Annotated in this window: 25 protein-coding genes and 1 pseudogene; 10 read left to right on the plus strand and 16 right to left on the minus strand. The window is 72.0% G+C overall.

Going from position 1 to position 25,690, the window contains the following annotated elements:
• Window positions 1–67 precede the first annotated feature (67 nt).
• Window positions 68–523: a nitroreductase family deazaflavin-dependent oxidoreductase gene (locus ACGFRF_RS02330; RefSeq protein WP_393736334.1), complete on the plus strand. Its 456-nt coding sequence runs from the start codon at window positions 68–70 to the stop codon at window positions 521–523.
• Here the strand turns inward: ACGFRF_RS02330 and ACGFRF_RS02335 are convergent.
• A complete protein-coding gene (locus ACGFRF_RS02335; RefSeq protein ID WP_393736336.1) occupies window positions 513–1,754 on the minus strand; it encodes a geranylgeranyl reductase family protein in 1,242 nt (413 codons plus the stop codon). The two genes, ACGFRF_RS02330 and ACGFRF_RS02335, sit on opposite strands and share 11 nt — an antisense overlap.
• Window positions 1,755–1,886: 132 nt before the next feature.
• On the opposite strand from ACGFRF_RS02335, the gene ACGFRF_RS02340 reads away from it, so the two are divergent.
• On the plus strand, window positions 1,887–3,242 hold the full coding sequence (locus tag ACGFRF_RS02340) for a dipeptidase (RefSeq protein ID WP_393736338.1): 1,356 nt from the start codon (window positions 1,887–1,889) through the stop codon (window positions 3,240–3,242).
• A 61-nt stretch (window positions 3,243–3,303) separates the two neighbouring features.
• Window positions 3,304–4,008 (plus strand): MBL fold metallo-hydrolase, encoded by a 705-nt coding sequence (locus tag ACGFRF_RS02345; protein WP_393736340.1) that lies wholly within the window; start codon window positions 3,304–3,306, stop codon window positions 4,006–4,008.
• A gap of 23 nt (window positions 4,009–4,031) precedes the next feature.
• On the opposite strand, the gene ACGFRF_RS02350 is transcribed toward ACGFRF_RS02345, so the two are convergent.
• Window positions 4,032–5,075, minus strand: a complete 1,044-nt coding sequence (locus tag ACGFRF_RS02350) for an NUDIX domain-containing protein (RefSeq protein WP_393736341.1) — start codon at window positions 5,073–5,075, stop codon at window positions 4,032–4,034.
• 146 nt (window positions 5,076–5,221) lie between these two features.
• A complete protein-coding gene (locus ACGFRF_RS02355) occupies window positions 5,222–5,413 on the minus strand; it encodes a hypothetical protein (RefSeq protein ID WP_393736343.1) in 192 nt (63 codons plus the stop codon).
• A gap of 245 nt (window positions 5,414–5,658) precedes the next feature.
• On the opposite strand from ACGFRF_RS02355, the gene ACGFRF_RS02360 reads away from it, so the two are divergent.
• Both ACGFRF_RS02360 and ACGFRF_RS02365 read left to right on the plus strand, forming a co-directional pair.
• Window positions 5,659–6,030: a hypothetical protein gene (locus tag ACGFRF_RS02360; protein WP_393736345.1), complete on the plus strand. Its 372-nt coding sequence runs from the start codon at window positions 5,659–5,661 to the stop codon at window positions 6,028–6,030.
• A gap of 579 nt (window positions 6,031–6,609) precedes the next feature.
• Window positions 6,610–8,643, plus strand: a complete 2,034-nt coding sequence (locus ACGFRF_RS02365) for an NPCBM/NEW2 domain-containing protein (protein ID WP_393736347.1) — start codon at window positions 6,610–6,612, stop codon at window positions 8,641–8,643.
• Between the two features lie 9 nt (window positions 8,644–8,652).
• Here ACGFRF_RS02365 and ACGFRF_RS02370 read toward each other — a convergent pair whose 3' ends face one another.
• Window positions 8,653–9,606: an ROK family protein gene (locus ACGFRF_RS02370; protein WP_393736349.1), complete on the minus strand. Its 954-nt coding sequence runs from the start codon at window positions 9,604–9,606 to the stop codon at window positions 8,653–8,655.
• A gap of 213 nt (window positions 9,607–9,819) precedes the next feature.
• Between ACGFRF_RS02370 and ACGFRF_RS02375 the strand changes: the two genes are divergently transcribed.
• Window positions 9,820–10,869, plus strand: coding sequence for a LacI family DNA-binding transcriptional regulator (locus tag ACGFRF_RS02375; RefSeq protein ID WP_393736351.1), 1,050 nt, complete (start codon window positions 9,820–9,822; stop codon window positions 10,867–10,869).
• 7 nt (window positions 10,870–10,876) lie between these two features.
• The gene (locus tag ACGFRF_RS02380; protein ID WP_393736352.1) at window positions 10,877–11,647 is read left to right on the plus strand and encodes a hypothetical protein; all 771 of its coding nucleotides are present in this window, start codon (window positions 10,877–10,879) and stop codon (window positions 11,645–11,647) included.
• A 131-nt stretch (window positions 11,648–11,778) separates the two neighbouring features.
• Here the strand turns inward: ACGFRF_RS02380 and ACGFRF_RS02385 are convergent, their stop codons facing one another.
• The 6 genes and pseudogenes from ACGFRF_RS02385 to ACGFRF_RS02410 all read right to left on the minus strand — a co-directional run bounded on the left by ACGFRF_RS02385 (window position 11,779) and on the right by ACGFRF_RS02410 (window position 16,401).
• Window positions 11,779–13,098 carry a DUF6986 family protein gene (locus ACGFRF_RS02385; protein ID WP_393736354.1) on the minus strand — a complete coding sequence of 440 codons (1,320 nt, stop codon included), beginning with the start codon at window positions 13,096–13,098 and terminating at the stop codon, window positions 11,779–11,781.
• A gap of 151 nt (window positions 13,099–13,249) precedes the next feature.
• Window positions 13,250–14,212, minus strand: coding sequence for an electron transfer flavoprotein subunit alpha/FixB family protein (locus ACGFRF_RS02390; RefSeq protein WP_393736356.1), 963 nt, complete (start codon window positions 14,210–14,212; stop codon window positions 13,250–13,252).
• Between the two features lie 53 nt (window positions 14,213–14,265).
• The gene (locus tag ACGFRF_RS02395) at window positions 14,266–15,051 is read right to left on the minus strand and encodes an electron transfer flavoprotein subunit beta/FixA family protein (protein ID WP_393736358.1); all 786 of its coding nucleotides are present in this window, start codon (window positions 15,049–15,051) and stop codon (window positions 14,266–14,268) included.
• 217 nt (window positions 15,052–15,268) lie between these two features.
• Window positions 15,269–15,778 (minus strand): flavin reductase family protein, encoded by a 510-nt coding sequence (locus tag ACGFRF_RS02400; RefSeq protein ID WP_393736360.1) that lies wholly within the window; start codon window positions 15,776–15,778, stop codon window positions 15,269–15,271.
• 44 nt (window positions 15,779–15,822) lie between these two features.
• On the minus strand, window positions 15,823–15,990 hold the full coding sequence (locus ACGFRF_RS02405; RefSeq protein WP_393736361.1) for a putative leader peptide: 168 nt from the start codon (window positions 15,988–15,990) through the stop codon (window positions 15,823–15,825).
• Window positions 15,987–16,401: pseudogene (locus tag ACGFRF_RS02410) on the minus strand (TlpA family protein disulfide reductase). The gene ACGFRF_RS02405 and the pseudogene ACGFRF_RS02410 overlap by 4 nt, the downstream one beginning before the upstream one ends.
• A gap of 214 nt (window positions 16,402–16,615) precedes the next feature.
• Between ACGFRF_RS02410 and ACGFRF_RS02415 the strand changes: the two are divergent.
• Window positions 16,616–17,344, plus strand: coding sequence for a lysophospholipid acyltransferase family protein (locus ACGFRF_RS02415; RefSeq protein WP_393736363.1), 729 nt, complete (start codon window positions 16,616–16,618; stop codon window positions 17,342–17,344).
• 70 nt (window positions 17,345–17,414) lie between these two features.
• Window positions 17,415–18,458, plus strand: a complete 1,044-nt coding sequence (locus ACGFRF_RS02420; protein ID WP_393736365.1) for a hypothetical protein — start codon at window positions 17,415–17,417, stop codon at window positions 18,456–18,458.
• Between the two features lie 33 nt (window positions 18,459–18,491).
• Here the strand turns inward: ACGFRF_RS02420 and ACGFRF_RS02425 are convergent, their stop codons facing one another.
• The 5 genes from ACGFRF_RS02425 to ACGFRF_RS02445 form a co-directional block, all read right to left on the minus strand.
• Window positions 18,492–19,820: a hypothetical protein gene (locus ACGFRF_RS02425; RefSeq protein WP_393736367.1), complete on the minus strand. Its 1,329-nt coding sequence runs from the start codon at window positions 19,818–19,820 to the stop codon at window positions 18,492–18,494.
• Window positions 19,821–20,064: 244 nt separating this feature from the next.
• On the minus strand, window positions 20,065–20,655 hold the full coding sequence (locus tag ACGFRF_RS02430) for a transglutaminase family protein (protein ID WP_393736369.1): 591 nt from the start codon (window positions 20,653–20,655) through the stop codon (window positions 20,065–20,067).
• Between the two features lie 76 nt (window positions 20,656–20,731).
• The gene (locus ACGFRF_RS02435) at window positions 20,732–21,802 is read right to left on the minus strand and encodes a threonine aldolase family protein (RefSeq protein WP_393736371.1); all 1,071 of its coding nucleotides are present in this window, start codon (window positions 21,800–21,802) and stop codon (window positions 20,732–20,734) included.
• Window positions 21,799–22,557, minus strand: coding sequence for an SDR family NAD(P)-dependent oxidoreductase (locus tag ACGFRF_RS02440; RefSeq protein ID WP_393736373.1), 759 nt, complete (start codon window positions 22,555–22,557; stop codon window positions 21,799–21,801). Before ACGFRF_RS02440 ends, ACGFRF_RS02435 begins: the two co-directional genes overlap by 4 nt.
• Window positions 22,558–22,595: 38 nt before the next feature.
• Complete coding sequence (locus ACGFRF_RS02445) at window positions 22,596–23,993, minus strand: DUF6421 family protein (RefSeq protein ID WP_393736375.1); 1,398 nt, start codon at window positions 23,991–23,993, stop codon at window positions 22,596–22,598.
• Between the two features lie 401 nt (window positions 23,994–24,394).
• Between ACGFRF_RS02445 and ACGFRF_RS02450 the strand changes: the two genes are divergently transcribed.
• Window positions 24,395–25,078, plus strand: a complete 684-nt coding sequence (locus ACGFRF_RS02450) for a glycerophosphodiester phosphodiesterase (RefSeq protein ID WP_393736377.1) — start codon at window positions 24,395–24,397, stop codon at window positions 25,076–25,078.
• Between the two features lie 27 nt (window positions 25,079–25,105).
• Here the strand turns inward: ACGFRF_RS02450 and ACGFRF_RS02455 are convergent, their stop codons facing one another.
• On the minus strand, window positions 25,106–25,642 hold the full coding sequence (locus ACGFRF_RS02455) for a GNAT family N-acetyltransferase (protein WP_393736379.1): 537 nt from the start codon (window positions 25,640–25,642) through the stop codon (window positions 25,106–25,108).
• Window positions 25,643–25,690: the final 48 nt, after the last annotated feature.

Below are 25,690 nucleotides of genomic sequence, written 5' to 3' on the forward strand. Positions count from 1 at the left end.
GGAGCACCCGTCTGCTCCACACTGGAGTGGAGCGAGAGCACCGCTCTCCCGAACCGTGGGGGTCACCATGTCGTCGTCTTCGCCGTACTACCTCAAGGGCAGCCCGCTGAACGTCCGCCTGAACAGGGTGATCGGCTGGCTCGCCCGGCACGGGCTCAGCCTCGCGGGCACCGCCGAGATGTCCGTGCCCGGCCGCAAGAGCGGCAAGATGCAGCGCATCCCGGTCAACCCGCACACCTACGACGGCGGGCAGTACCTGGTCTCGGCGCGCGGCCACTCCCAGTGGGTGCGGAACATGCGGGCCGCCGGCGGCGGCGAACTGCGCGTCGGCCGCAAGGTGCGCACCTTCACCGCGGTGGAGCTTCCCGACGCCGAGAAGCTCCCCATGCTGCGGACCTACCTGGACAAGTGGGGCTGGGAGGTCAACCAGTACTTCGACGGGGTGACCGCCACGTCCTCCGACGAGGAGATCGTCGCCTGCGCCCCCGACCACCCCGTCTTCCGGATCACCGTCACGAACTGACGGGCTCCTCCGCCGGGGCGGCCTGCCCCCGGTCCAGTGCGGTCAGGGCCCGCTGGGCGAGCGGATGGGCACGGACCATCTCGCCCAGCGAACTCGAGCCCTGCGTGATGTCCTTGAACGCCTTCCACGCCGGACGGAAGCCGGTGAGGGCCGCGTGGAAGAGCCCGGGACGCTTCTCGAAGACGGCCAGCATCCGCTTGCCGACGCTCATCTCGACGCCGAGCCCGGCCTTGATCGCGAACGCGTAGTTCAGGGCCTGGCGCCGGGCGTCGACGGCGTCGTGGGCCTCGGCGATCCGCACCGCCCACTCCCCCGCCAGCCGGCCCGAACGCAGCGCGAAGGAGATGCCCTCGCGCGTCCACGGCTCCAGCAGGCCGGCCGCGTCACCGCAGACCAGCACCCGGCCGCGGGAGAGCGGCGAGTCGTCGGCGCGGCAACGGGTCAAGTGGCCGGAGGAGATGGCCGGTTCGAAGCCGGACAGACCGAGGCGGGCGATGAAGTCCTCCAAGTAGCGCTTGGTGGCCGCGCCTTCGCCGCGCGCGGAGATCACGCCGACCGTCAGCGTGTCGCCCTTCGGGAACACCCAGCCGTAACTGCCGGGCATGGGACCCCAGTCGATGAGGACCCGCCCCTTCCAGTCCGTGGCGACCGGCTCCGGCACCGGGATCTCCGCCTCCAGGCCGAGGTCCACCTGGTCCAGCTTCACACCGACGTGGGCTCCTATGCGGCTGGCGCTGCCGTCGGCGCCGACGACCGCGCGGGCCAGCACCGTCTCCCCGCCCTGCAGGACGACGGCGACCGTACGCCGGTCCGGCACCGCCGAGCCGTGCTGCTCGACGCGCTGCACCGTGACGCCCGTACGCAGCTCGGCGCCCGCCTTCTGGGCGTGCTCGACGAGCTGCTGGTCGAACTCCGGCCGGTTGATCAGCCCGAACAGCATCTGCTTGGAGCGGCGGGTGCGGGTGAAGCGGCCGTTGTTCGAGAAGGTGACCGCGTGCACCCGGTCCCGGAAGGGCAGCTCGAAGCCGGGCGGCAGTGCGTCGCGCGAGGGGCCGATGATGCCGCCGCCGCAGGTTTTGTAGCGGGGCAACTCGGCTTTCTCCAGCAACAGCACGCGCCGCCCCGCGACCGCCGCCGCGTAGGCGGCCGAGGCCCCCGCGGGTCCCGCGCCCACCACGACGACGTCCCACACCCGCTGCACGTCGTCCGCCGAAGAGTTCTCGCCGCTCACGATGGTCTACTGCTCCGATCAAGCCGCTGCCGTAGTGTCCCTCGCATCCTACGGCGGCCGTCGCCGCAGGCCACTGTGGGAGTATCGGGGGTACTCACCCCGTTCAACGTCGCACCCACGAGGAGCGTGCCCATGTCGTCGAATCCGGTCGCCGAGACCGTCGCCTCGCTGCTGCCCCGGGCGAAGGCGGAGCTGACCGAGCTGGTCGCCTTCAAGTCGGTGGCGGACTTCGCGCAGTTCCCGAAGAGCGAGAGCGAGGCCGCCGCGAGCTGGATCGCCGACGCGCTGCGCGCCGAGGGCTTCGTCGACGTGGCCCTGCTGGACACGCCGGACGGCACCCAGTCGGTCTACGGCTACCTCCCGGGCCCCGAGGGCGCGAAAACGGTTCTCCTCTACGCGCACTACGACGTGCAGCCGCCGCTGGACGAGTCCGGCTGGACCACCCCGCCGTTCGAGCTGACCGAGCGCGACGGCCGCTGGTACGGCCGCGGGACCGCCGACTGCAAGGGCGGCCTGATCATGCACCTGCTCGCCCTGCGCGCCCTGAAGGCGAACGGCGGCGTCCCGGTGCACGTGAAGGTGATCGTGGAGGGCTCGGAGGAGCAGGGCACGGGCGGCCTGGAGCGGTACGCCGAACAGCACCCCGAGCTGCTGGCTGCGGACACGATCGTCATCGGCGACGCGGGCAACTTCCGGGTCGGCCTGCCGACGGTCACCACCACCCTGCGCGGCATGACGCTGCTCCGGGTGCGGATCGACACCCTGGCCGGCAACCTGCACTCGGGCCAGTTCGGCGGCGCCGCCCCGGACGCGCTCGCCGCGCTGATCCGCGTCATGGACTCGCTGCGCGCCGAGGACGGCTCGACCACGGTCGACGGGCTGGACGCCACGGCGCGGTGGGACGGTCTGGAGTACACCGAGGAGCAGTTCCGCGACGACGCCAAGGTGCTGGACGGCGTCGGGCTGATCGGGGACGGCTCGGTCGCCGACCGCATCTGGGCCCGCCCGGCGGTCACGGTCCTCGGCATCGACTGCCCGCCGGTCGTCGGCGCCACCCCGTCCGTGCAGTCCACCGCCCGCGCCCTGATCAGCCTGCGGGTGCCGCCGGGCGTGGACGCGGCGGAGGCCACCAAGCTGCTCCAGGCGCACCTCGAGGCGCACACCCCGTGGGGTGCCCGGGTCACCACCGAGCAGATCGGCCAGGGCCAGGCGTTCCGCGCCGACACCTCCAGCCCTGCCTACCAGGCGATGGCCGACGCGATGGCGGTGGCCTACCCGGGCGAGACGATGCAGTACGCCGGCCAGGGCGGCTCGATCCCGCTGTGCAACACGCTCGCCGGCCTGTACCCGCGGGCGGAGATCCTGCTCATCGGCCTGAGCGAGCCGGAGGCGCAGATCCACGCGGTCAACGAGAGCGTGTCGCCCGAGGAGCTGGAGCGGCTGTCGGTCGCCGAGGCGCTCTTCCTGCGCAACTACGCGGCGGGCTGACCCTTCTGCCGGCGGCAGAGGGCCCTCGCCCGCGGGCGGGGGCCCTGCCTACGGTCGGCGCATGGACGTCATCGAACTGCTCCCCCGCCTCCACCTCCTGCGCTTCCCGGTCGGCCAGGCCTATCTCTGGCGCGACGACGACGAGCTGACGCTGATCGACGCCGGAGCGCTCGGTGCCGGCCGGACGATCGCGGAGGCGGTCACGGCGCTGGGGCGCGCCCCCGAGGACGTACGGCGGATCGTGCTGACCCACTTCCACGAGGACCACGCGGGCGGGGCGGGTGAGTTCGCCGCGCTGAGCGGTGCGGAGGTGCTGGCGCACCGGCTGGACGCACCGTTCGTCCGCGGAGAACTCCCCGGCCCGCCGCCGCGGTTCGAGGAGTGGGAGCTGCCGGTCCACGCGGCGGCGGCCAGGCACCTGCCCGAGGGCACGCCGGTGCCCCCGCACGCGGTCACCGGCCTGTCGGACGGCGACGTGCTGGACTTCGGCGGCGGCGCCCGGGTGCTCCACGTCCCCGGCCACACCGACGGCAGCATCGCGCTGTTCCTGCCCGACGAGGGCGTGCTGTTCACCGGGGACACGGTGGCGGCCTCACCGGTCGACGGGTCGGTGATGCCAGGGGTGTTCAACCTCGACCGCCCCCAGCTCCTCGCCTCCCTGGGCACCTTGGCGGACCTCGACGCGGAGGTGGCCTGCTTCGGGCACGGTGACCCGGTGGTGGGCGACGCCGCGGCCGCTCTGCGCGGCGCGGCGGCCGCGTTCTGATCACGTCCCCACGCGGCGGCAGGTCAGCCGAGCGGCACGCCGGCCTCCAGATAGAGGGCGGTCCCCCGCTCGCGGGCGCGCAGGGCCCAGCGCAGCCGCTCGTAGCGGACCGGCGGGAGCAGCTCGGCGGCCTCCTGCTCGCCGGCGAAGCGCCAGGCCCGCAGCTCCGGCCCGGGCAGCAGCACCCGGGAGACCTCGCCGGGCTCCAGCCTGCCGCCGTCGAACAGCAGCCGCAGCCCGCCGAAGCCGGGCGGCGCGGGCCGCTCCCAGTCCACGACGAGCAGCCGGGGCACCTCCCGCAGCTGTATCCCGGTCTCCTCGGCGACCTCGCGCATGCCGGCCCTGGCCGGGGCCTCGCCGCGCTCCACCACGCCGCCGGGGAACTCCCAGCCGGGCTTGTAGGTGGGGTCCACGAGCAGCACCCGGTCCTGCTCGTCGAAGAGCAGGACCCCGGCGGCGAGCGTCTCGGCGGTCGGCTCGGGGGTCTGCACGATCTCGCAGGCGGGTACGGCACCGCTGCCGACGGACTCGGCGATGCGCACGGCGGTCTCGTACGGGGTGAGGGCGCTGGTGTCCACGAGGTGGGCGTCGGCGGTGAGCCAGGAGGCGAGGGCGGCGCGGTAGGGCTCGATGTGGTCGTACGACCACTGCCGTACCCGCAGCTCGCCGTCGGGCAGGTCCGGTGGGACCTCCCGGCCGGCTGTCCGGGCGCGCAGGATCGTTTCGGCCGGGGCGAGGACCAGGTGGTGCACGGGAATTCTGCGGGCGGCGAGACCGCCGAAGATCTCGTCGCGGTACTCCTGGCGGAGCAGGGTCATGGGTACCACGAGGGTCCCGCCCAGCTCGGCGAGCATCCCGGCCGCCGTGTCGACCACGAGCCGGCGCCAGATCGGCAGGTCCTGGAAGTCGCCGACCTCGGCCAGGCGTTTGGCCGGCAGCAGGTGCGTGAGCGCCGTGCCGACGACCTCGGGGTCGAAGAGCGTGCTGTTCGGGATCAGTTCGATCAGTTCCCGTGCGGTGGTGGTCTTTCCCGCACCGAACGCGCCGTTGATCCAGACGACGGTCACGGACTCCCCCTCTTGTGTCGGCCCCCTGTGGCTTGCCCGCTCCACCCTGCCACGGAAACCCCGCCCCGGTGAGGGCGCCCATACGGGAGTGCCGGTCCCCCCCCCGCGGCGGGGACACCGGCACACTCGCCGTACGCCGTCGGACCTCACTCCTGCCCGAGGGCGTTGTCGTCGACGGAGAAACTGTCGTGGCTGACGAGCTGACCGGCCGTGTCGAGGGTGTCCGCGACGTTGAGGTCGCCGAGGGGCCCGGCCTCCGCGGCGTGGGACGGGGTGACGGCGGCCACGACGAATCCGGCGGCGAGGGTGGCGAGGGCGAGCATGCTGCGCTTCTTCATGCGCTGATCAACTGCGGAAGCGGCCGGGGGTCACGCGGATCGCCACGGTTCCGCTCCGGAGCACGGCGGACGGCGGGCGTCAACGGCGGGCAGCGGGCAGCGGGCAGCGGGCAGCGGCGAAATCCCGTGGCTCCGACGATCATGCCGCGGCTATCGTCCGGAGGCCTGCATCGCGGTGACCGCCGCATCGTTCGCAACCCCGGTAACCGGCCCTGACCGCCGCGACCGCCCAGGAGGGCACAGCCATGACCGGCCCCCGCTCCACCACGACCCTCTGGCGTCCGACGGGGCCCGCGGAGCTGGAGCTGGTGCGCGAGCTGGGGTGGCGGGCGTGGCCGCCCCGGCTGCCGGAGCAGCCGATCTTCTACCCGGCCCTCAACGAGGACTACGCGATCCGGATCGCCCGGGACTGGAACGTCAAGCACGACGGCGCGGGCTTCGTGACCCGGTTCGAGGTCGACGCGGAATTCCTCGGCCGCTATCCGGTCCGGCAGGCGGGCGGCGAGACGATCCTGGAGCTGTGGGTTCCGGCCGAGGAGCTGGAGGAGTTCAACACCCACATCGTCGGCCGGATCGAGGTCGTGCACGAGTTCCGCCGGGACCAGGAGCGGGTGTGAGCGGTTCTTTTGGCTTCCACGGACGGGCGGCGGCCTCGTCGAGGACGTCCTGCGGTCGGGCGAGGGCGCTGCCGGAATGTCCGACGCTGAGCTGCGGGTCCCTCGGGACTGACGACTTGCACGCGTGCTCAGGTGCTCGCCGACGGCTCCACCTAGGGGGCGGTCGTGGATCCGGCCGGCGCCGGCCCCTGGCGCTCGACGGGCCCTCGGTCGCCGGGCCTGGGCACCGGCTGCCGGCCCGGCTCAGCGGCAGGCTGACGGGCTGACGGGGCAGCTCGGCGCTCCTGCTGCCGTCCCCGCCCGCCTGGCCCCAGCCGCCCTTGGCCTCTTCCGACCTGCCGCCGGTTCGGCTACGAGGCCAGATCGCCCGAAGCCAACACATCCGAACGTCCGAGCACGTCGGCACTGCGAAATCGTCCGCCTGTCAAGGGTTTTGACGGGATATCGTCCAAACCCGACGCACCTCTTCCAACAGAGTCGGACAGCTTCTACCGTGAACGCGCACCGATGACGCGTACATGCAGTCCCGGGTGGCCGCATGCCGTCATCCACCTTTCGCGAGTCGGAGGAACGTCAACGATGCGTCACCCTCACACCCGCACAACCCGTCGAAGAGTGGTCGGAGCACTCACCGCGGCCCTGCTGTGCGCGGGCGGTCTCGCCGCCCCCGCCCTGGCGGCTCCCGCGCAGGAGCCCGCCGCGCCCGCCCTGGCCGACGGCCTCGCCCTCACCCCGCCGATGGGCTTCAACAACTGGAACTCCACGCACTGCCGTGCCGACTTCGACGAGGCCATGGTCAAGGGGATCGCGGACCTCTTCATCGACAAGGGCCTGCGGGACGCGGGCTACCAGTACGTCAACCTGGACGACTGCTGGGCGCTGCCCGACCGCGACGCCAACGGCAAGCTGGTGCCCGACCCGGCCCGCTTCCCGAACGGCATCAAGGCCGTCGCCGACTACGTGCACGCCAAGGGCCTCAAGCTCGGCATCTACACCAGCGCAGGCACCAAGACGTGCAACAGCGCGGGCTTCCCCGGCGCCCTGGGCCATGAGGAGAGCGACGCCCAGCAGTTCGCGGACTGGGGCGTGGACTACCTCAAGTACGACAACTGCAACAACCTCGGCGTCGACGCCAGGACGCGCTACCGGACCATGCGCGACGCGCTGAAGGCCGCCTCCGCGAGGACCGGCCGGCCCATCGTCTACAGCATCTGCGAATGGGGCGAGAACAAGCCCTGGGAATGGGCTTCGGACGTCGGTCACCTGTGGCGGACCACCGGCGACATCAGCGACAGCTGGAGCTCGATGCTGTCCATCCTCAAGCAGAACCTCCCGCTCGCCCCCTACGCCGGACCCGGCCACTGGAACGACCCCGACATGCTGGAGGTCGGCAACGGCGGCATGACGGACACCGAGTACCGCTCGCACTTCTCCCTCTGGTCCGTCATGGCCGCACCGCTGCTCATCGGCACCGACCTGCGCAAGGCCTCCCAGGCGACGTACGACATCCTGGGCAACAAGGAGGTCATCGCCGTCGACCAGGACCCGCTCGGCAAGCAGGGCACGGTCGTCTCCTCCGCGGGCGGGCGCTGGGTCGTCGCCAAGGAGATGAAGGACGGCAGCCGCGCGGTGGCCCTCTTCAACGAGTCCGGCACCGCCCAGCGGATCGCCACCAGCGCGAGCGCCGTGGGCCTGCCCGACGCCGACGCCTACACGCTGCGCGACCTGTGGCAGCACCGCGGCTACAACACCGCCGGCACCATCGCCGCCACCGTCCCGGCCCACGGCACGGTCCTGCTGCGCGTCGCGGCCGACCCGGACTGGGCCGCCCGGCCTCCCGCCGTGGAACTCGGACTGGACGGCAGCCCGTTGCTGGTGGCGGGCGCCCCGGCCACGCTGACGAGCACCGTCACCGACCTCGGGCGTACGCCCGCGCGTCAGGTGTCCGTGTCGCTGACCGGCCCCCAGGGATGGAGCGTGCGCCCCACATCGGCGACCACGGCCGCCGCCCTCGCCACGGGCCGGTCACTGAGCACCGGTTGGCGCCTGACCACCCCGGCCGGGACACCGACGGGCTCCTACGGCCTCACGCTCGAGGCGCGCTACCGCTCGCCCTCGGGTCAGCGCGTGACGAGCACCCTCGCGCTGACCGCGTCCGTCGTCCTGCCGCCGCCCTCCGGGACGTCGTACCTCAGCGACCTGCCGTGGCTGTCGGCGACGAGCGGCTGGGGGCCGGTGGAACGCGACACCAGCAACGGGGAGAGCGCCGCGGGCGACGGGAACCCGCTCAGCATCGGCGGGGTGACGTACGCCAAGGGGCTCGGCGTGCACGCACTGAGCGAGCTGTCCTTCTACACGGGCAAGGCCTGCGAGAAGATCACCGCGGACGTCGGGGTGGACGACGAGAAGGGCGCCAAGGGCACCGTCGCCTTCGAGATCTGGGCGGACGGCACGAAGGCCGCCTCGACCGGTGTGCTGACCAACGCGCAGCCGGCCCAGCCGGTCACCGCCGACGTCAGCGGCGCCCAGGTGGTCCGGCTGGTCGTCAGCGACGGCGGGGACGGCGTCGACTCGGACCACGCGGACTGGGCGGACGCCCGCCTGAGCTGCTGAACCTTGCGATCAGACGCTCGCCGCGGTCGCGTCCGGCCTGCGGGCCAGCGCGGCCGCGGCGGCGCCGACCAGGCCCGCGTCGGTGCCCATCTGCGCGGGCACGACCGTCAGCCGCCGCACGAAGGACAGGGTCGCGTAGTCGGTGAGCGCCTTGCGCAGGGGTGTGAAGAGAACGTCACCGGCCTTGCCCACGCCCCCGCCGATCACCGCGATGTCGATCTCGACCAGGGTCGCGGTGGCCGCGATGCCGGCGGCCAGCGCCTGGGCGGCCCGTTCGAAGGACGCCACGGCGACCGGATCGCCCTCGCGTGCGGCGGCGGACACCGCGGCGGCCGAGGTGTCGCCGTCGGAGCCCGGACGCCAGCCCTGCTCCAGGGCCCGGCGGGCGATGTTGGGCCCGCTGGCGATGCGTTCCACACAGCCGCGCGAGCCGCACGGGCACAGGTCGCCGTCGAGGTCGACGCTGATGTGGCCGATGTGCCCGGCGTTCCCGGTCGGGCCGGGGTGCAGCCGGCCGTTCAGGACGAGACCGCCGCCGACACCCGTCGAGACCACCATGCACAGCGCGTTGTCGTGGCCGCGGGCGGCACCCTGCCAGTGCTCGGCCGCCGTGATCGCGACGCCGTCGCCGATCAGCTCGACCGGGAGACCACCGGTGGCCGCGCGCACCCGCTCGACCAGCGGGAAGTCGCGCCAGCCCGGCACGTTCACCGGGCTGACGGTGCCCGCGCAGGCGTCCACCGGGCCGGCGCTCCCGATGCCGATCGAGCCGGCGCGTCCCCACAGGGGCGACCCGCCGAGGTCGCCGAGCACCTCCGCGACGGCCCGCATGACCGTTTCGCCATCCTGTTGAGCGGGCGTGGCGCGCTGGGCCCGCGCCAGGATCCGTCCGTGGCCGTCCACCAGCGCGCCGGCGATCTTGGTGCCGCCGATGTCGAGGGCCGCCACGAGGTCGGTGTGCATCAGAGTCAGATCTCCCCGTTGAAAGCTCGAGAACCAAAGAGGGGCAGGCCGGTCAAGCGGTGGGGGCGCAGGCCGGAGACAGCGGTGGACAGTCTCTCTCGCATCTGACAACGTTGTCCAGGCTCTATGCTCGACGCCACATCCTCATACAAGCCCATGGACCGCCGCACCACCCCATGGGGGAACACGGCCAACAGGACAGGACAGCGCATCGTGCCCGAGACCACCCGCCGCACAGACCGCCATTCCGGGACCCGCTACGGCAACCGCCCGACGATGAAGGACGTGGCGGCACGGGCCGGCGTCGGCCTCAAGACGGTCTCCCGCGTGGTCAACGGCGAGCCCGGCGTCACCCCGGACACCGAACGCCGCGTCCAGGAGGCGATCGACGCCCTCGGCTTCCGCCGCAACGACAGCGCCCGGGTGCTGCGCAAGGGCCGCACGGCGAGCATCGGCCTGGTCCTCGAGGACCTCGCGGACCCGTTCTACGGTCCGCTCAGCCGCGCGGTGGAGGAGGTGGCCCGCGCCCACGGCGCCCTGCTGATCAACGGTTCCAGCGCCGAGGACCCGGAGCGCGAGCAGGAGCTGGCGCTGGCCCTGTGCGCGCGACGGGTGGACGGCCTGGTGGTGATCCCGGCCGGGGACGACCACCGCTATCTGGAGCCGGAGATCAGGGCGGGCGTGGCCACCGTGTTCGTGGACCGCCCGGCCGGGCGGATCGACGCCGACGTCGTCCTGTCCGACAACTTCGGCGGTGCCCGTGACGGCGTCGCCCATCTGATCGCGCACGGGCACCGGCGGGTCGGCTTCATCGGTGACATGCCCCGGATCCACACCGCGGCCGAGCGACTGCGCGGCTACCGGACGGCCATGGAGGACGCGGGGATACCGGTCGAGGACCACTGGATGTCCCTCGGGGCGACGAACCCGGAGCGGGTGCGCCGGGCGGCGGAGGAGATGCTCTCCGGGCCCGACCCGGTCACCGCGATCTTCGCCGGCAACAACCGCGTGACGGTCACCGTGATCCGGGTCCTCGCCGAGCGGCCCCGCCCGGTCGCCCTCGTCGGCTTCGACGACATCGAACTGGCCGATCTGCTCCAGCCGGGCGTCACGGTCGTCGCGCAGGACGCGGCCGCGCTCGGCCGGACCGCCGCCGAGCGTCTCTTCCGCCAACTGGACGGCAGCCTCGTCGCACCGGAGCGCATCGAGCTGCCGACCCGGCTGATCACGCGCGGCTCCGGCGAGCTGCCGCCGGCCGACTGAGCCGCGCATGGCCGGCCGCACCCTGGCGGAACTCGGCCTCGCCGAGGCACCCCGTGACCATCCGCTGACCTATCCCGGCGCCTGGCCCGCGGACTCCGGGCTGCTGCACGGCGACCGGATGCTGCCGCTTGAGCGCCTGGTGTACGCCGACCGGGCCCCGGTGCTCGCCGTCGGCTCCAACGCCTCCCCCGCTCAACTGCGGCACAAGATGGCCGAGTTCGGGATCGACGGTGCCATCCCCATGGTGCGGACGCGGGTGACCGGGGTGGACGTGGGCGTCTCCGCGCACGTCAGCCGCATGGGCTATGTGTCCGCCTCTCCCGTCAAGTCACCCGGTGCCTTGCGGGAGTTGTTCGTCATCTGGCTCGACCGCCGGCAACTCGAGGTGATCGACGCCAGCGAGGGCGTGCCGCTGCCCGACGGCAACTTCCGGCGGGTCTGGCTGCCCGCACCGGACGTGTCCGTCGAGCTCGCCGACGGCCAGGTCCTCCCCGGGGTGTACTCCTACGTCAACCGGCACGGGGTGCTGCGCAACGGCGACGGTACGCCCCGCCGCCATCCCGGCCAGCGTGCGATCCTCACCCAACTCCTCAGGGAATCCGCCGCGTTGCGGGAACTGTTCGGGGTGACACCGGAGGAGTTCAGCGCCCGGGCGCGCGGTGACGCCGCACGGTGCGCACGGGGCACGCGACTGTTCGCCCACCACAAGTGGGTGACGGCATCGGGACTCGAACCGTACGCCGACGGCCGGGGGCCGTGGGAGCACGGTCGTCCCTGACGCGGTCCGGCCGCCCACCGGTTCCGTCGCTCCGGGCCCCCGAGCCTGCGATCCCGTTTCCGCCGGCCGGTTTCCGTTGCCCCGGGGACACCGTTGCGCCGTTCGCTGAGTGGTGTCCCCGAGTGCGGCCGCTACTTCGCGGAGGCCGTCAGGTCGCCTCGGCGGGGCGCCGCGAAGGATTCCAGGTCGGCGCGGGTGAGGCCGGTCAGACGGGCCACCTCGGCGATGTCGAGGGCGCCGCAGTCCAGGCCGCGCAGCAGGTAGCCGCTGAGGGCCTTGGCGGTGGCGGGCTCGTCCATGACGTCGCCGCCGGTCCGGTTGGCGTACCGGGTGAGGCGGGCCGCGGCCTGCTCGAAGCCCTCACGGTAGAACGCGAAGACGGCCGCGTAGCGGGTCGGGATGTGGCCGGGGTGCATGTCCCAGCCCTGGTAGTAGGCGCGGGCCAGCGCGCGCCGGGTGAGGCCGTAGTGCAGGCGCCAGGCGTCGTGGACCTTGGCGGTCGGGCCGACGGGGAGGACGTTCGTCGAGCCGTCGGACACGCGGACTCCGGTGCCCGCGGCCGCCACCTGCATGATCGCCTTGGCGTGGTCGGCGGCCGGGTGGTCGCTTGCCTGGTAGGCGGCGGAGACGCCGAGGCAGGCGCTGTAGTCGAAGGTGCCGTAGTGCAGTCCGGTGGCGCGGCCCTCGGCGGCCTGGATCATGCGGGCGACGGTGGCGGTGCCGTCGGTGGCGAGGATGGACTGGCTGGTCTCGATCTGGATCTCGAAACCGAGGCGCCCGGCGTCCAGACCGTGGGCCTTCTCGAAGGCCTCCAGGAGGCGGACGAAGGCGCTCACCTGCTGGGGGTACGTCACCTTGGGCAGGGTGAGGACGAGACCCTCGGGCAGGCCGCCGGCCTCCATCAGACCGGTGAGGAAGACGTCGAGGGTGCGGATGCCCCGGTCGCGTACCGCGGCCTCCATGCACTTCATGCGGATGCCCATGTACGGCGCCGCCGTGCCGTTCCGGTACGCCTCGGCGATCAGACGGGCCGCGCGGGCCGCCGCCGCGTCCTCCTCGGCGTCCGGGCGGGGGCCGTAGCCGTCCTCGAAGTCGACGCGCAGGTCCTCGATGGGCTCGCGCTCCAGCTTGGCGCGGACGCGGGAGTGGACCGGCTCGGCGAGGTCGTCGGGGAGGCCGAGGACGGCCGCGAAGGAGGCCGCGTCCGGGGCGTGCTCGTCCAGCGCGGCGAGGGCCCGGTCGCCCCACGAGCGCAGAGTGTCGGCGGCGAAGGCGTCACCGGGGACGTAGACGGTGTGGACGGGCTGCCGGGTGCCGGGGTCGCCGGGGTAGCGGCGCTCCAGCTCCGCGTCGACCGGCGCGAGGGAGGCGCTGATCTCCTCGCTGACGGCGCCCGCGAGGCTCGTCGCCACCCGCTCCTGCCGGCCCTGCTCCTGCTGGCCCTGGCCCATCCCACACCCTCCATTTTCCGCTCTACGGAATCAACAATCCGTAGAATGAAGGTATCCGGCATGGTTCCCGCTGGTCAACACCGTGTCCAGCATGCACCGAGGCCCCCGTGACCGCGCTGGTCACGGGGGCCTCGTACAGCGAAGGCGAAGCTCAGCCCTTGCGGGTCTTGATCTCCTCGGTCAGCTGCGGGACGACGTCGAAGAGGTCGCCGACCACACCGAAGTCGACCAGCTCGAAGATCGGGGCCTCGGCGTCCTTGTTGACGGCCACGATCGTCTTGGAGGTCTGCATACCCGCGCGGTGCTGGATGGCGCCGGAGATGCCGTTGGCGATGTACAGCTGCGGCGAGACCGACTTGCCGGTCTGGCCGACCTGGTTGGTGTGCGGGTACCAGCCCGCGTCCACCGCGGCACGCGAGGCACCGACGGCCGCGCCGAGGGAGTCGGCGAGCGCCTCGATGATCGAGAAGTTCTCCGCGCCGTTCACGCCGCGGCCGCCGGAGACCACGATCGCGGCCTCGGTCAGCTCCGGGCGGCCCGTCGACTCACGCGGCGTGCGGCCGGTGACCTTCGTGCCGGTCGCCTTGTCGGAGAAGGTCACGGACAGGGCCTCGACCGCACCGGCGGCCGGGGCGGCCTCGACGGCGGCCGAGTTCGGCTTGACCGTGATGACCGGGGTGCCCTTGATGACACGGGACTTGGTGGTGAAGGACGCGGCGAACACCGACTGGGTGGCCACCGGGCCCTCGTCGCCGGCCTCCAGGTCGACGGCGTCGGTGATGATGCCGGAACCGATGCGCAGCGCCAGGCGGGCGGCGATCTCCTTGCCCTCGGCGGAGGACGGGACCAGCACGGCGGCCGGGGACACGGCCTCGTGGGCGGCCTGCAGGGCGTCCACCTTGGGCACGACCAGGTACTCGGCGTACTCGGACGCGTCGTGGGTGAGGACCTTCACCGCGCCGTGCTCGGCGAGCGTGGCGGCGGTGTCGGCGGCGCCGTTGCCCAGCGCGACGGCGACGGGCTCGCCGATGCGGCGCGCCAGGGTCAGCAGCTCCAGGGTGGGCTTGCGGACGGCACCGTCCACGTGGTCGACGTAGACGAGGACTTCAGCCATGGGATTGCTCTCCTGCGTAACGAAGTTGAGGGGCGGTCAGCGGGGGCGAGCCCTTAGATGAACTTCTGGCTCGCGAGGAACTCAGCGAGCTGCTTGCCGCCCTCGCCCTCGTCCTTGACGATCGTGCCGGCCGTGCGGGCCGGACGCTCGGTCGCGGTCTCGACCTTGGTGAACGCACCGTCGAGACCGACCTCCTCGGCCTCGATGTCCAGGTCGGACAGGTCCCAGGACTCCACCGGCTTCTTCTTGGCCGCCATGATGCCCTTGAAGGACGGGTAGCGCGCCTCGCCCGACTGGTCGGTGACGGAGACGACGGCCGGGAGCTGCGCCTCGAGCTGCTCGGAGGCGGCGTCGCCGTCGCGGCGGCCCTTGACCGTGCCGTCCTCGACCGAGACCTCGGACAGCAGGGTGACCTGCGGGACGCCCAGGCGCTCGGCGACCAGCGCCGGTACGACACCCATGGTGCCGTCGGTGGAGGCCATGCCGGAGACGACCAGGTCGTAGCCGGCCTTCTCGATGGCCTTGGCCAGCACCAGGGAGGTACCGATGGCGTCGGTGCCGTGCAGATCGTCGTCCTCGACGTGGATGGCCTTGTCGGCACCCATCGACAGGGCCTTGCGGAGCGCGTCCTTGGCGTCCTCGGGGCCGATCGTCAGAACGGTGACCTCGGCGTCGTCCGCGTTCTCCGCGATCTGCAGTGCCTGCTCGACCGCGTACTCGTCCAGCTCGGAGAGCAGACCGTCCACGTCGTCGCGGTCGACAGTCAGGTCATCGGCGAAGTGCCGGTCGCCAGTGGCGTCGGGCACGTACTTCACAGTGACAACGATCCTCAAGCTCACGCCGGCTCTCCTACTGCATCGTCATTTCCTGGCTGCCTCTTGCAGGCAGCATAGGCGCCTGAAGCGGCCGATCCCGGTCGGGGCGTCCGCGCGCTTCGACCGAAACATTACTCGTCAGTACACCCAGTTCATGCCCGCTAAGCAAGCGCTTTGAACTGTGACCTTCGCAACGCAGCGTAACCGGAACCGGACGGCTTCGCAGGAGAGGGTGGCGTGATCAATCCCGCAGGCCGTTGAAGCGGCCCTGGTGGTAGAGGAGGGGGCGGCCGGACCCCGAGGGATCACCGAGGACGACCTCGGCGAGCACGATCCGGTGATCACCGGCCGGGACGCGCCCGACGATCCGGCAGACCAGCCAGGCGAGCACGCCGTCGAGCACCGGTACGCCTTCCGGGCCCTCGCGCCAGGCGGTCGGCGCGCCGAAGCGGTCGGCGCCGCTGCGGGCGAAGGTGGCGGCCAGCTCCCTCTGGTGCTCGCCGAGGACGTGCACGCCGACATGGTCGGCCTCGGCCATCGCGGGCCAGCTGGAGGCGCCGGTGCCGATGCCGAAGGAGACCAGCGGCGGGTCCGCGGAGACGGAGGTGAGGGAGGTTGCGGTGAAACCGACCGGGCCGGAGTCACCGCGCGCGGTGATCACCGCCACACCGGCGGCATGCCGGCGGAAGGTGGACCGCAGCAGGTCGGGGGAGGCGATCTGGCAGGTGCGGAGGCCGGGGGTGGCCGTCATGGAGTTGTCCTTCTGCTGGAGGTCACGTGCTGGGCCGTCGGTGCTCAACGGCCCGGACAGGTGGCGCTCGCGGTGCGCACGAGGTCCACATGGACCCGCTCGTGGAGAAGGATGTCGGTCGGCATACGGTCAGGCTGACGATAGGTGGTGCGCACAGTCAAGTACGGTCGGGGATCCGGGAACCCCCGCACCGCCTCCTGAGGCCCCCTCATACAACCTCCCCCAGTGCCGCGATGACGTCGGCCTTGCGGGGCTGTCCGGTGGCCCGTCGCACCACCCGGCCGTCGGCGTCGAGCACCAGCACGGTGGGCGTCTTCTGGATCCGCAGGTCGCGTACGAGGTCCAGGTGGGCCTCGGCGTCGATCTCAACGTGGGTCACGCCGGGGACCATGCCGGCGACTTCGCCGAGGACGCGCCGGGTGGCCCGGCAGGGGGCGCAGAATGCGCTGGAGAACTGCACGAGGGTGGCCCGTTCGCCGAGTTCGCCGCCCAGCTCGGCCGCCCCGAGCCGCTTACCGTCGTCCCGCCCGCGCACCCACGTCCTCCCGCTCCGCCGCTTGTGCGGCACTCCCTCGAGCGCTCGCCGCGACGAACACCGCGACGCGCACCACCGGTCCGGTCATCATCTGCACAAGCATTCGGGAGACTGCGAAGATTCCCGGGTTTCGAGGCGGGATGTAGGCCGACGTGACGAGGATCTCGCCGCCGCGGGGCACCAGGACTGGCTACCCGTCCGTTCTTCGGGCACGATCTGCGAGACGCCGTAAACCTACGGCTGCGTAACTTGACCGCCGGGATCCCCTTTCCCGAGCAGAGCAGAAAGGGTCCGCCCCGCCCATGGCAGAGCTGGTCTACCGTCCCGTCATCGGATTCGCCAAGACGATGTTCAAGGTCTGGGACCTGAAGATCGACTGCCAGGGGTCGGAGAACATCCCGCGCTCGGGCGGCGCCGTGCTGGTGAGCAATCACATCAGCTATCTGGACTTCATCTTCAACGGCCTGGCAGCCCTGCCGCAGAAGCGCCTCGTGCGCTTCATGGCCAAGGAGGCCGTCTTCCGGCACAAGATCTCCGGCCCGCTGATGCGCGGTATGAAGCACATCCCGGTGGACCGCAAGCAGGGCGAGACGGCCTACGCCCACGCGCTGGACTCGCTGCGTTCCGGTGAGATCATCGGGGTGTTCCCGGAGGCCACGATCTCGCAGTCCTTCACGCTGAAGAGCTTCAAGTCCGGGGCGGCCAGGCTGGCCCAGGAGGCGGGCGTCCCGCTGGTCCCGATGGCGGTGTGGGGCACGCAGCGGCTGTGGACGAAGGGCCAGCCCCGCAACTTCAAGCGCAACCACCTGCCCGTCACGATCCGCGTCGGGGAGGCGGTCGAGGCACCCCGCGACCAGTACGCCGGTGCCATCACCCGCCGGCTGCGCGAGCGCGTCCAGGAGCTGCTGGAGGCCGCGCAGCGCGCCTACCCGGGCCGCCCCAAGGGGGCGGAGGACACCTGGTGGCTGCCCTCGCACCTCGGCGGTTCGGCGCCGACGGCGGAGCAGTTGCGCGCGGCCGAGGCGCTCTGACACCCGCGCACGGGGCGCCGTTCGGCGGCCGATAGGGTTCGCGGTCGTAACGGGAGAGCCCGCGGCTCTCGTGGAACGGCTGCGCTACGGGGGCGTGTCGATGCGGCGCTGGATGAAGGCGGCGGTGGCGGCGGTGGCCGTCCTGGGACTCGGCGGCTGGATCGCCGCGCCGTACGTCAAGGACCGGTGGCTGGTGCGCACCGCCTGCGACGGGGCACTGCCCGCCGGTGCGGTACGGCAACTGGCCGTCGGCGGCGGCCACTTCACCGAGGCCGACACGACGTCGCACCCGCGGCTGGGCGACTACGGCTGCAGCCTGCACTTCGAGGGCCGGGGGGAGCACACGCTGGTCGTGCGGATGGCGGCCTACGTCCGGCGCGACGACCAGGACAGCGCGTTCCTGGCCGCCTTTCCGCAGGAGGCGTTCGCCGCCCTGCACCCGCTGCCGCGGCATCTGCCCGGGTTCGTCGACTCGTTCGGCGACTTCCAGTTCCTGCTGCACTGCCCGGACCTGGGCAAGGACGCCGAGGGCCGGCCCCGCAGGCTGCTGGTGAGCGCCGTCGTCGGTGACGCCACCGCCCGGACCAGCCACGCCGTGTACGAGACGGTGATCCCCCTCGTCAATTCCGCTTCCACGCGTCTGGGTTGCGGCGCGGAGCCGCTGAAGGTGCCGAAGGGTGATGTGGCACCACCGGACCGGGAGAAGGAGCCGAAGCCCCTCCCGGTCCGCGAGGCGGCAGGCACCGCCTGCGGCTGGGTGGCCGGCGCCCGGCTGCCCCAGGCCGCCCGGTGGCAGGTGCGGATCCTGATGAACGACGCCGCACCCGCCGGGCGCTGCGATCTGATCAGGGGCGGCGAGACCTCCGAGTCCGGGAAGAACCTGGACTTCGCCGCCTGGTACGGCGACTGGAGCAACCGCGTGGTCTCCTACGACGGCGTACGCCGGCCCCTGATGGCGACCGCCCGTTGCGCCGGGGAGGCCGCCAACTTCGCGGTCAGCGCGCCGAAGGACATTCCCGGCGTCGGCCGGGAGGAGCAGCGCGGGCTGCTGCGGGCGTTCGCGCGGGACCAGGTCGAGCGGCGCGGCTGCTTCGGGCTGCGCTTGACCGGCTGACCGGCGCCCAAGGGGTCCGGCCCCTTCCCGGCGTCACAGCGGCCCGTACCGGAGTGCCTTCAGGTAGGCGTCGTCGAGGAGTTGCCGCATGGCGTTCGCCCGCTCGTCCGGGACCTGCCGGGCCTCGGCCCAGGCGTCCAGCGTGCGGAACATCTGGTCGCGCCCGTCCATGAGGTCACCGCGCACCGGCCCGCTCACCGGCCTGGCGGCGATGCCGCTCATCGGCGGCCGGCTGGTCAGCTGCCGGCCGGCCGCCCGGTAGGCGCCCCGGGTGTACCGGCGTACCGCCGCGTCGAAGGAGGCCAGGTCGGCGATGCCGCCGTCGCGGGCGCCGCTCGCCCTGGCGCCCAGCAGGGTGCCGATGCGGCCGGCGATGTCCTCGAGGTCGTTGTCGGGCCAGGTGGTGGTCCTGGAGGTCAGCTCCCCCCGGTCCTTGCCGGGGTGGAAGTCCGGGTCTCCGCCCTGGCGGGTGAGGCGCTCCAGGTAGTGCGCGAGGTAGGCGCGCTCGGCGTCGTAGAGGATCGCGAACGCCTGCGGGTCCTCGGCCAGTCGGCGAAGAGCGGCCGCTGGTCGGTGGTCACCGTGCCGGAGTAGTCGAAGCCGAAGTCCGGGTGGGCCTCCCCGGGAGCGAGGGAAACGGCCGTAGCGGGTCCAGCCGGACGCGTCGGGGGTGGCCGACGAGCCGGGAACCGCCGGGGTGTTCGCGTCGGGCTCGTCGGCGTCGAAGGCAGTGGTGTCGACGACGTATCCGGCGAGCATGCGGGCCAGGCCCGGTGCCGCGCCGGGTGGCACGTCGGCCCGGTGGTACACCGCGGCGACCGCGTAGACGACACGGGCCTGGGCCGGAGTGTGCGCCCTGTCGGGAGCCGGGGCCCGGGTCGCGGCGTCCACCACTCGGCCGAGTGACTGGCCGCCGTCGCCGCACAGGGCGCGGGTCGACAGGAGTGCGCGCACCGCGTCGAAGCGGGACATGTCGTCCTGGGGGTCGAGGGCCCGGGTCGCCGCCGCGGGGTTCTCGGCCAACCTCCGTGGGGAGGCGGGGAGTTCCGCGCAGGAGGGGGCGCCACCGGCGAGCGTGAGCGGCACGGCGACGGCACCCGCGACCAGGGCCGCCGCCACGGCGAGGGCGGGCAGCCGGTGCTTGCGCAGCCATGCCGGCCGACCGGCGCGCTCACCGGGCTCCACGCCCCCGGCCGAACCCGCGGCACCTTCCCGGCCCACGGACGCGGCAGGTGTGCCCCCGCCGCCCGCGGATCCGGCGGCGCCTTCCGGGGCGACGGACGCCGGACCGCTGGTCCCACCCGGCGCGGCGGTCGTATCGGCTGCGCCGTCCTCGTTCTCCGCCGCTCCCCCGTCACTCATGGGCGGGAGACTAGCGAGTGCGACGGGCCGCCGGTCGGGCGGGGCCCAGACCATGACCGGGCAGGCACCTCGCCCCGTGCGCAGGGACCGAACTTCTCGAGCGGCTCGGCAGGTGCGGCGCCCCGCGGTCTGCACCTCGGCTGGCGCCGTTCCAGCGGCGGCAGGTCACGCGGGCGTCGTCGCGCCACACCACGTCGCCGGGATCGGAGTACGCCTCGAGCGCGTGAAGGTCATCCCCCTCGACTCAGAGTGTGTCGGGGAGCGTCTTCCAGAGGTACGGCCGGTCCGGGGCCGCCTTCAGGACGTCCAGGACGACCGGGTGCGGTTCGGCATACAGGACGGGATGGTCCAGCTCATCGGAGGCAGGGTCGGGGATCCAGGCCAGCCGCTCGCCGTGGAGGGAGAACTGCGCGTCCACGCCCGGCTTGTTGCCGCGGGGGTCCTGGCGGTGCCAGGCACCGTGGAAGCGGACGGCGACCAGCCCGTGCACCGCGTGACCGCCCTCGTCGTCACCGAGGCGCTGGTAGCAGAGGGCGGTCGGGATGTCCTCGGCCCGCAGCAGAGCGGCCAGGGCGTGGGACTTGGCGTAGCAGATGCCGGTGCGCAGGGTCAGCACGTCGGAGGCGCGCCAGGTGACGCGGAGGTCACCGGAGTCCTGGGAGTGCGGGATGGCGTCCCGAACGAATTCGAAGGCGGCGCGCGCATAGTCATACGAGTCGGCCGCGCCCTCGGCCAGCCGGGCGGCTGCCTCCCGGACCACGGGATGGTGATGGTCGATGACGTCATCTGCCGCCAGGTAGGCGGAGAGATCGGCGGTGTTCTGGATCAGCTCCATGGCCGCAGAGCATAGGAATGCGATCACCCGAACGTCAATGACTTTTCAGGCGACCGCATACCTATGCATACGCGGGTTAGCGCGCCATCTCCTCCTTGAGCGCCGCCACGAAGGTGTCGACGTCCTCCTCCGTGGTGTCGTAGGAGCACATCCAGCGCACCACCCCGGCGCCCTCGTCCCAGAAGTAGAACCGGAACCGCTTCTGCAACCGCTCGCTCACGTCGTGCGGGAGCTTGGCGAAGACGCCGTTGGCCTGCACGGGGTAGAGGACCTCCACGCCGTACACCGCGCGGACGCCCTCGGCCAGCCGCTGCGCCATCTCGTTGGCGTGCCGGGCGTTGCGCAGCCACAGGTCCTTGGCGAGCAGCGCCTCCAGCTGGACCGACACGAAGCGCATCTTGGAGGCGAGTTGCATGCTCATCTTGCGGATGTGCTTCATGTGGCGGACGGCGTCCTGGTTGATGACCACGACCGCCTCGCCGAACACCGCGCCGTTCTTCGTCCCGCCGAGCGAGAGGATGTCGACGCCGACCGCGTTGGTGAACGTGCGCATCGGCACGTTCAGGGAGGCCGCCGCATTGGCTATCCGGGAACCGTCCAGGTGCACCTTCATGCCGCGGGCATGGGCGTGCTCGCAGATCGCGCGGATCTCGTCGGGCGTGTACAGCGTGCCCAGCTCGGTGCTCTGGGTGATCGAGACGACCTGCGGCATCGCACGGTGCTCGTCCTCCCAGCCCCAGGCCTGCCGGTCGATCAGCTCGGGCGTGAGCTTGCCGTCGGGCGTGGGCACCGTCAGCAGCTTCAGGCCGGCCATGCGCTCGGGGGCGCCGCCCTCGTCGACGTTGATGTGGGCGCTCTCGGCACAGATCACCGCGCCCCAGCGGTCGGTGACCGCCTGGAGCGCGACCACGTTCGCGCCCGTGCCGTTGAAGACCGGGAAGGCCTCGGCGGTGGACCCGAAGTGGCTGCGGATGATCCGCTGGAGGTTGTCGGTGTAGTCGTCCTCGCCGTAGGCCACCTGATGGCCGCCGTTGGCCAGGGCCAGGGCGGCCAGCACCTCGGGGTGGGCTCCGGCGTAGTTGTCACTTGCGAAACCGCGGACCTGCGGGTCGTGGTGGCGACGCGCGTCGGTCTTGGGAGGGTTCACGGCTTCTCGGTCAGCCACAGGCGGGTTCCGTTCACTTCGGCGGGGGGCTTGCTCCAGACGCCCTCGATGGCCTCGGCCAGGTCCTTGACGTCCGTGAAGCCCGCGAACTTCGCGTTGGGGCGTTCGGCGCGCATCGCGTCGTGCACCAGCGCCTTCACCACCAGGATGGCAGCAGCCGAGCGCGGCCCCTCACCGCCCTCGGCGACCCCCGCCTTGCGGAAGCCGTCGGCCATGGCGAGCGTCCAGGCCTCGGCGGCAGCCTTGGCCGCGGAGTACGCGGCGTTGCCCGCCGTCGGCTTCGACGCGCCGGCCGCGCTGATCAGCACGTACCGGCCGCGGTCGCTGCGCTGCAGCCCGTCGTAGAAGGCCAGGGAGGTGTGCTGGACCGTGCGGATCAGCAGCTTCTCCAGCAGGTCCCAGTCGGCCAGGTCCGTCTCCGCGAAGGTGGCGCTGCCGCGCCAGCCGCCGACGAGGTGGACCACGCCGTCGATGCGGCCGAAGTCCTTCTCGATGCGCGCGGCCCAGTCCTGAGTGGACCGCAGGTCGAGCAGGTCGACCGTCTCACCGGTGACCGTGGCGCCGCCGCGGGCGTAGCGGGCCGCGTCCACGGCCTCGGCCAGGCGCTCGGGGTTGTTGTCGGCACCGACGACCACCGCGCCCGCCTCGGCGAGCCGGACCAGCGCCGCGTGCCCGGCGGGCCCGCCCGCGCCGGCCACCGCGATCACCGCACCACTGAGAGACCCGTTCCCCACCATGTTCTTCCCCTTTTGCGCAGTGTTCCGGAGGCGGTCGCTCACGCGGCGATCCGCTCGGCGCTGTCCGCCGTGATGCCCTTGGTCGAGGCGATCACATTCTTCAGCTTCTTGGACAGGGCCTCATAGAACATGCTGAGCGGAAACTCATCCGGAAGCACGTCGTCCACGAGCTTGCGCGGCGGCTGGGTCAGGTCCAGGGCGTCCGGACCCTTGGCCCACTTCGAGCCGGGGTGCGGGGCGAGGTAGGTGGCGACCAGCTCGTAGCCGGCGAACCAGTGCACGAGCTTCGGGCGGTCGATGCCGTCCTTGTAGAGCTTCTCGATCTCGGCGCACAGCTGGTTGGTGACCTGCGGGGCGCGCTCCCAGTCGATGGAGAGCTTGTTGTCGGTCCAGCGGACGACGTCGTGCTTGTGCAGGTAGGCGAAGAGCAGCTGGCCGCCGAGGCCGTCGTAGTTGCGCACGCGGTCGCCGGTGACCGGGAAGCGGAACATGCGGTCGAAGAGCACCGCGTACTGCACGTCACGGGCCTGCGGGACGCCGTCCGCCTGGAGCTTCACGGCCTCCTTGAAGGCGGTGAGGTCGCAGCGCAGCTCCTCCAGGCCGTACATCCAGAAGGGCTGGCGCTGCTTGATCATGAACGGGTCGAACGGCAGGTCGCCGTGGCTGTGGGTGCGGTCGTGGACCATGTCCCACAGCACGAAGGCCTCCTCGCAGCGCTTCTGGTCGTGGACCATCGCGGCGATGTCCTCGGGCAGCTCCAGGCCCAGGATGTCCACGGCGGCCTCGGTGACCCGACGGAACCGGGCGGCCTCGCGGTCGCAGAAGATGCCACCCCAGGAGAAACGTTCCGGCGCCTCGCGAACGGCGATGGTCTCCGGGAAGAGCACGGCGGAGTTGGTGTCGTAGCCCGAGGTGAAGTCCTCGAACGTGATGCCGCAGAAGAGCGGGTTGTCGTAACGCGTGCGCTCCAGCTCGGCCAGCCAGTCGGGCCAGACCATGCGCAGCACGACCGCCTCGAGGTTGCGGTCCAGGTTGCCGTTCTGCGTGTACATCGGGAAGACGACCAGATGCTGCAGGCCGTCCCTGCGGTTCGCGGCGGGCTGGAAGGCCAGCAGGGAGTCCAGGAAGTCCGGGACCTCGAAGCCGCCCTCGGCCCAGCGGCGCAGGTCCTTCACGAGGGCCTGGTGGTAGGCGGCATCGTGGGGGACGAGCGGGGAGAGCCGCTCGACCGCGTCGGCGACACGCTCGACGGCCGCCACGGCGTCGGCCCGCTGCGGGGCATCCTCGGCGTCGAAGTCGATCGATCCATCCTTCGACTGCCACGGCCGGATCCGCTCCACGGCATCCTTGAGCACGGGCCAAGCCGGGTGCTCAACCACCCTGTTCAGCGAAGAAACCTGCTCCTCCGCACCGGCCTGCACAAGAATTTCCGTCATGTCCCATCCTCCACGGGAGAACCTCGCGTATGGACACCGTATGCATACCCGGTTTCAGCCAGCAAGAGGCAACCCTGGAAATTATTCTGCCCAACCCCTTGGTCACCGATGTTTTTCCTGCCGTAAACCGTGACGACGCTCACTTCCACCGCACCTAGGAGGGAACGGAGTGGTCGCGACCGGGTCGAACCGGACAGTCAAGGGCTGCGGGAATCGCCCACGCCAGGGTGACCTCGGGAGCGGATACCGGCCAGACCGCGCCCGCCACGCGCCCCGATCACCCGCGCACATGCGGGTTCATCGCGGGTCCAGGCCATTAGGCTGCGACTCTGCCCGCGCGGACGACGGCGTCCGCCCGTCCCGCGCGTGCCGAGCCGCCGTCGACGGAAGCGAGTCGAACCTTGAACTTCCTTACCATCGGTCACCGCGGGGTCATGGGTGTCGAGCCCGAGAACACCCTTCGTTCCTTCGTCGCCGCGCAGCACGCCGGCCTCGACCTGATCGAACTGGATCTGCATCTGAGCAAGGACGGCGCCCTGGTCGTCATGCACGACGCGGAGGTGGACCGGACGACCGACGGCTCCGGGCCGATCGCCGAGAAGACCCTGGCGGAACTGCGCGCCCTGGACGCCGGCCGCGGGGAGCGCGTGCCGGTGTTCGAGGAGGTGCTGGACGCGGTGAGCACGCCGGTGCAGGCCGAGATCAAGGACGTCGCGGCGGCCCGGGCGCTGGCCGACGTCATGCACCGGCGGGACCTGGTCGGGCGCGTGGAGGTGTCCTCCTTCCACGACGAGGCGGTCGCCGAGATCGCCCGGCTGGTGCCGGGCGTGCGTACCGCACTGGTCGCGAGCCGCTACGGCACCGACGTCGTGGACCGGGCCGTCGCCGTGGGCGCCGCGACCGTCTGCCTCGACATCCGCCGGATCACCCTCGAGATCGTCGAGCGCGCGCGGGCGTCCGGGCTGCGGATCATCGGCTGGGTGGTCAACACGCAGGACCATCTGCGGCTGGTCCGGGCGCTGGAGCTGGACGGCGCGACGACCGACTATCCGGAGATCAAGCGCACGGGCCGCTTCACCGCGTGACCCGGCGCCCGGTCCCCGGGGTGAGCGTCACACCAGCGACTTGACCAGCAGCTCGAACTGCAGGTCGTCGCGCTGTGGAACGCCGAAGCGCTCATCGCCGTACGGGAAGGGGGACATCGTTCCCGTACGGCGGTAGCCGCGGCGCTCGTACCAGGCGATCAGGTCGTCGCGCACGGAGATCACCGTCATGTGCATCTCGGTGACGCCCCAGGTCTCGCGGGCCTGGCGTTCGGCCTCCGCCATGACGGTCTTGCCGAGGCCCGCGCCCTGCAGGGTGGGGCTGACCGCGAACATGCCGAAGTAGGCGTGGTCGCCGCGGTGTTCGAGCTGGCAGCAGGCGACGATCCGGCCGCCCTGCTCGACGGTCAGCAGCCGGCTGTCGGGCGACTTGATCACCTCCAGGACGCCCTCGGGGTCGGTCCGCTGACCCTCCAGGATGTCCGCCTCGGTGGTCCACCCGGCCCGGCTGGCGTCCCCGCGGTACGCCGACTCGACCAGCGCGACGAGCGCGTCGACGTCGGCGTCGGTGGCGTCACGGAAGGTGAGTCCGGTGGCGGTGTGCATGGGGCGGTCTCCGATCTCGGGCGTGGCTGAGCCAGGGATGAGCGTAAT

It is taken from the genome of Streptomyces sp. NPDC048521, from assembly GCF_043199855.1.
Lineage (GTDB): Bacteria > Actinomycetota > Actinomycetes > Streptomycetales > Streptomycetaceae > Streptomyces.

What these genes read in the sequence shown, in the direction of transcription:
- ACGFRF_RS02370 (WP_393736349.1), bottom strand. Translation starts at nt 9,606, where the DNA reads ATGCACACCGACCTCGTGGCGGCCCTCGACATCGGCGGCACCAAGATC.
- ACGFRF_RS02385 (WP_393736354.1), bottom strand. Translation starts at nt 13,098, where the DNA reads ATGGGCCAGGGCCAGCAGGAGCAGGGCCGGCAGGAGCGGGTGGCGACG.
- ACGFRF_RS02340 (WP_393736338.1), top strand. Translation starts at nt 1,887, where the DNA reads ATGTCGTCGAATCCGGTCGCCGAGACCGTCGCCTCGCTGCTGCCCCGG.
- ACGFRF_RS02430 (WP_393736369.1), bottom strand. Translation starts at nt 20,655, where the DNA reads ATGGAGCTGATCCAGAACACCGCCGATCTCTCCGCCTACCTGGCGGCA.
- ACGFRF_RS02405 (WP_393736361.1), bottom strand. Translation starts at nt 15,990, where the DNA reads ATGAGGGGGCCTCAGGAGGCGGTGCGGGGGTTCCCGGATCCCCGACCG.
- ACGFRF_RS02330 (WP_393736334.1), top strand. Translation starts at nt 68, where the DNA reads ATGTCGTCGTCTTCGCCGTACTACCTCAAGGGCAGCCCGCTGAACGTC.
- ACGFRF_RS02440 (WP_393736373.1), bottom strand. Translation starts at nt 22,557, where the DNA reads ATGGTGGGGAACGGGTCTCTCAGTGGTGCGGTGATCGCGGTGGCCGGC.
- ACGFRF_RS02365 (WP_393736347.1), top strand. Translation starts at nt 6,610, where the DNA reads ATGCGTCACCCTCACACCCGCACAACCCGTCGAAGAGTGGTCGGAGCA.
- ACGFRF_RS02455 (WP_393736379.1), bottom strand. Translation starts at nt 25,642, where the DNA reads ATGCACACCGCCACCGGACTCACCTTCCGTGACGCCACCGACGCCGAC.
- ACGFRF_RS02360 (WP_393736345.1), top strand. Translation starts at nt 5,659, where the DNA reads ATGACCGGCCCCCGCTCCACCACGACCCTCTGGCGTCCGACGGGGCCC.
- ACGFRF_RS02445 (WP_393736375.1), bottom strand. Translation starts at nt 23,993, where the DNA reads ATGACGGAAATTCTTGTGCAGGCCGGTGCGGAGGAGCAGGTTTCTTCG.
- ACGFRF_RS02415 (WP_393736363.1), top strand. Translation starts at nt 16,616, where the DNA reads ATGGCAGAGCTGGTCTACCGTCCCGTCATCGGATTCGCCAAGACGATG.
- ACGFRF_RS02390 (WP_393736356.1), bottom strand. Translation starts at nt 14,212, where the DNA reads ATGGCTGAAGTCCTCGTCTACGTCGACCACGTGGACGGTGCCGTCCGC.
- ACGFRF_RS02345 (WP_393736340.1), top strand. Translation starts at nt 3,304, where the DNA reads ATGGACGTCATCGAACTGCTCCCCCGCCTCCACCTCCTGCGCTTCCCG.
- ACGFRF_RS02380 (WP_393736352.1), top strand. Translation starts at nt 10,877, where the DNA reads ATGGCCGGCCGCACCCTGGCGGAACTCGGCCTCGCCGAGGCACCCCGT.
- ACGFRF_RS02400 (WP_393736360.1), bottom strand. Translation starts at nt 15,778, where the DNA reads ATGACGGCCACCCCCGGCCTCCGCACCTGCCAGATCGCCTCCCCCGAC.
- ACGFRF_RS02425 (WP_393736367.1), bottom strand. Translation starts at nt 19,820, where the DNA reads ATGAGTGACGGGGGAGCGGCGGAGAACGAGGACGGCGCAGCCGATACG.
- ACGFRF_RS02355 (WP_393736343.1), bottom strand. Translation starts at nt 5,413, where the DNA reads ATGAAGAAGCGCAGCATGCTCGCCCTCGCCACCCTCGCCGCCGGATTC.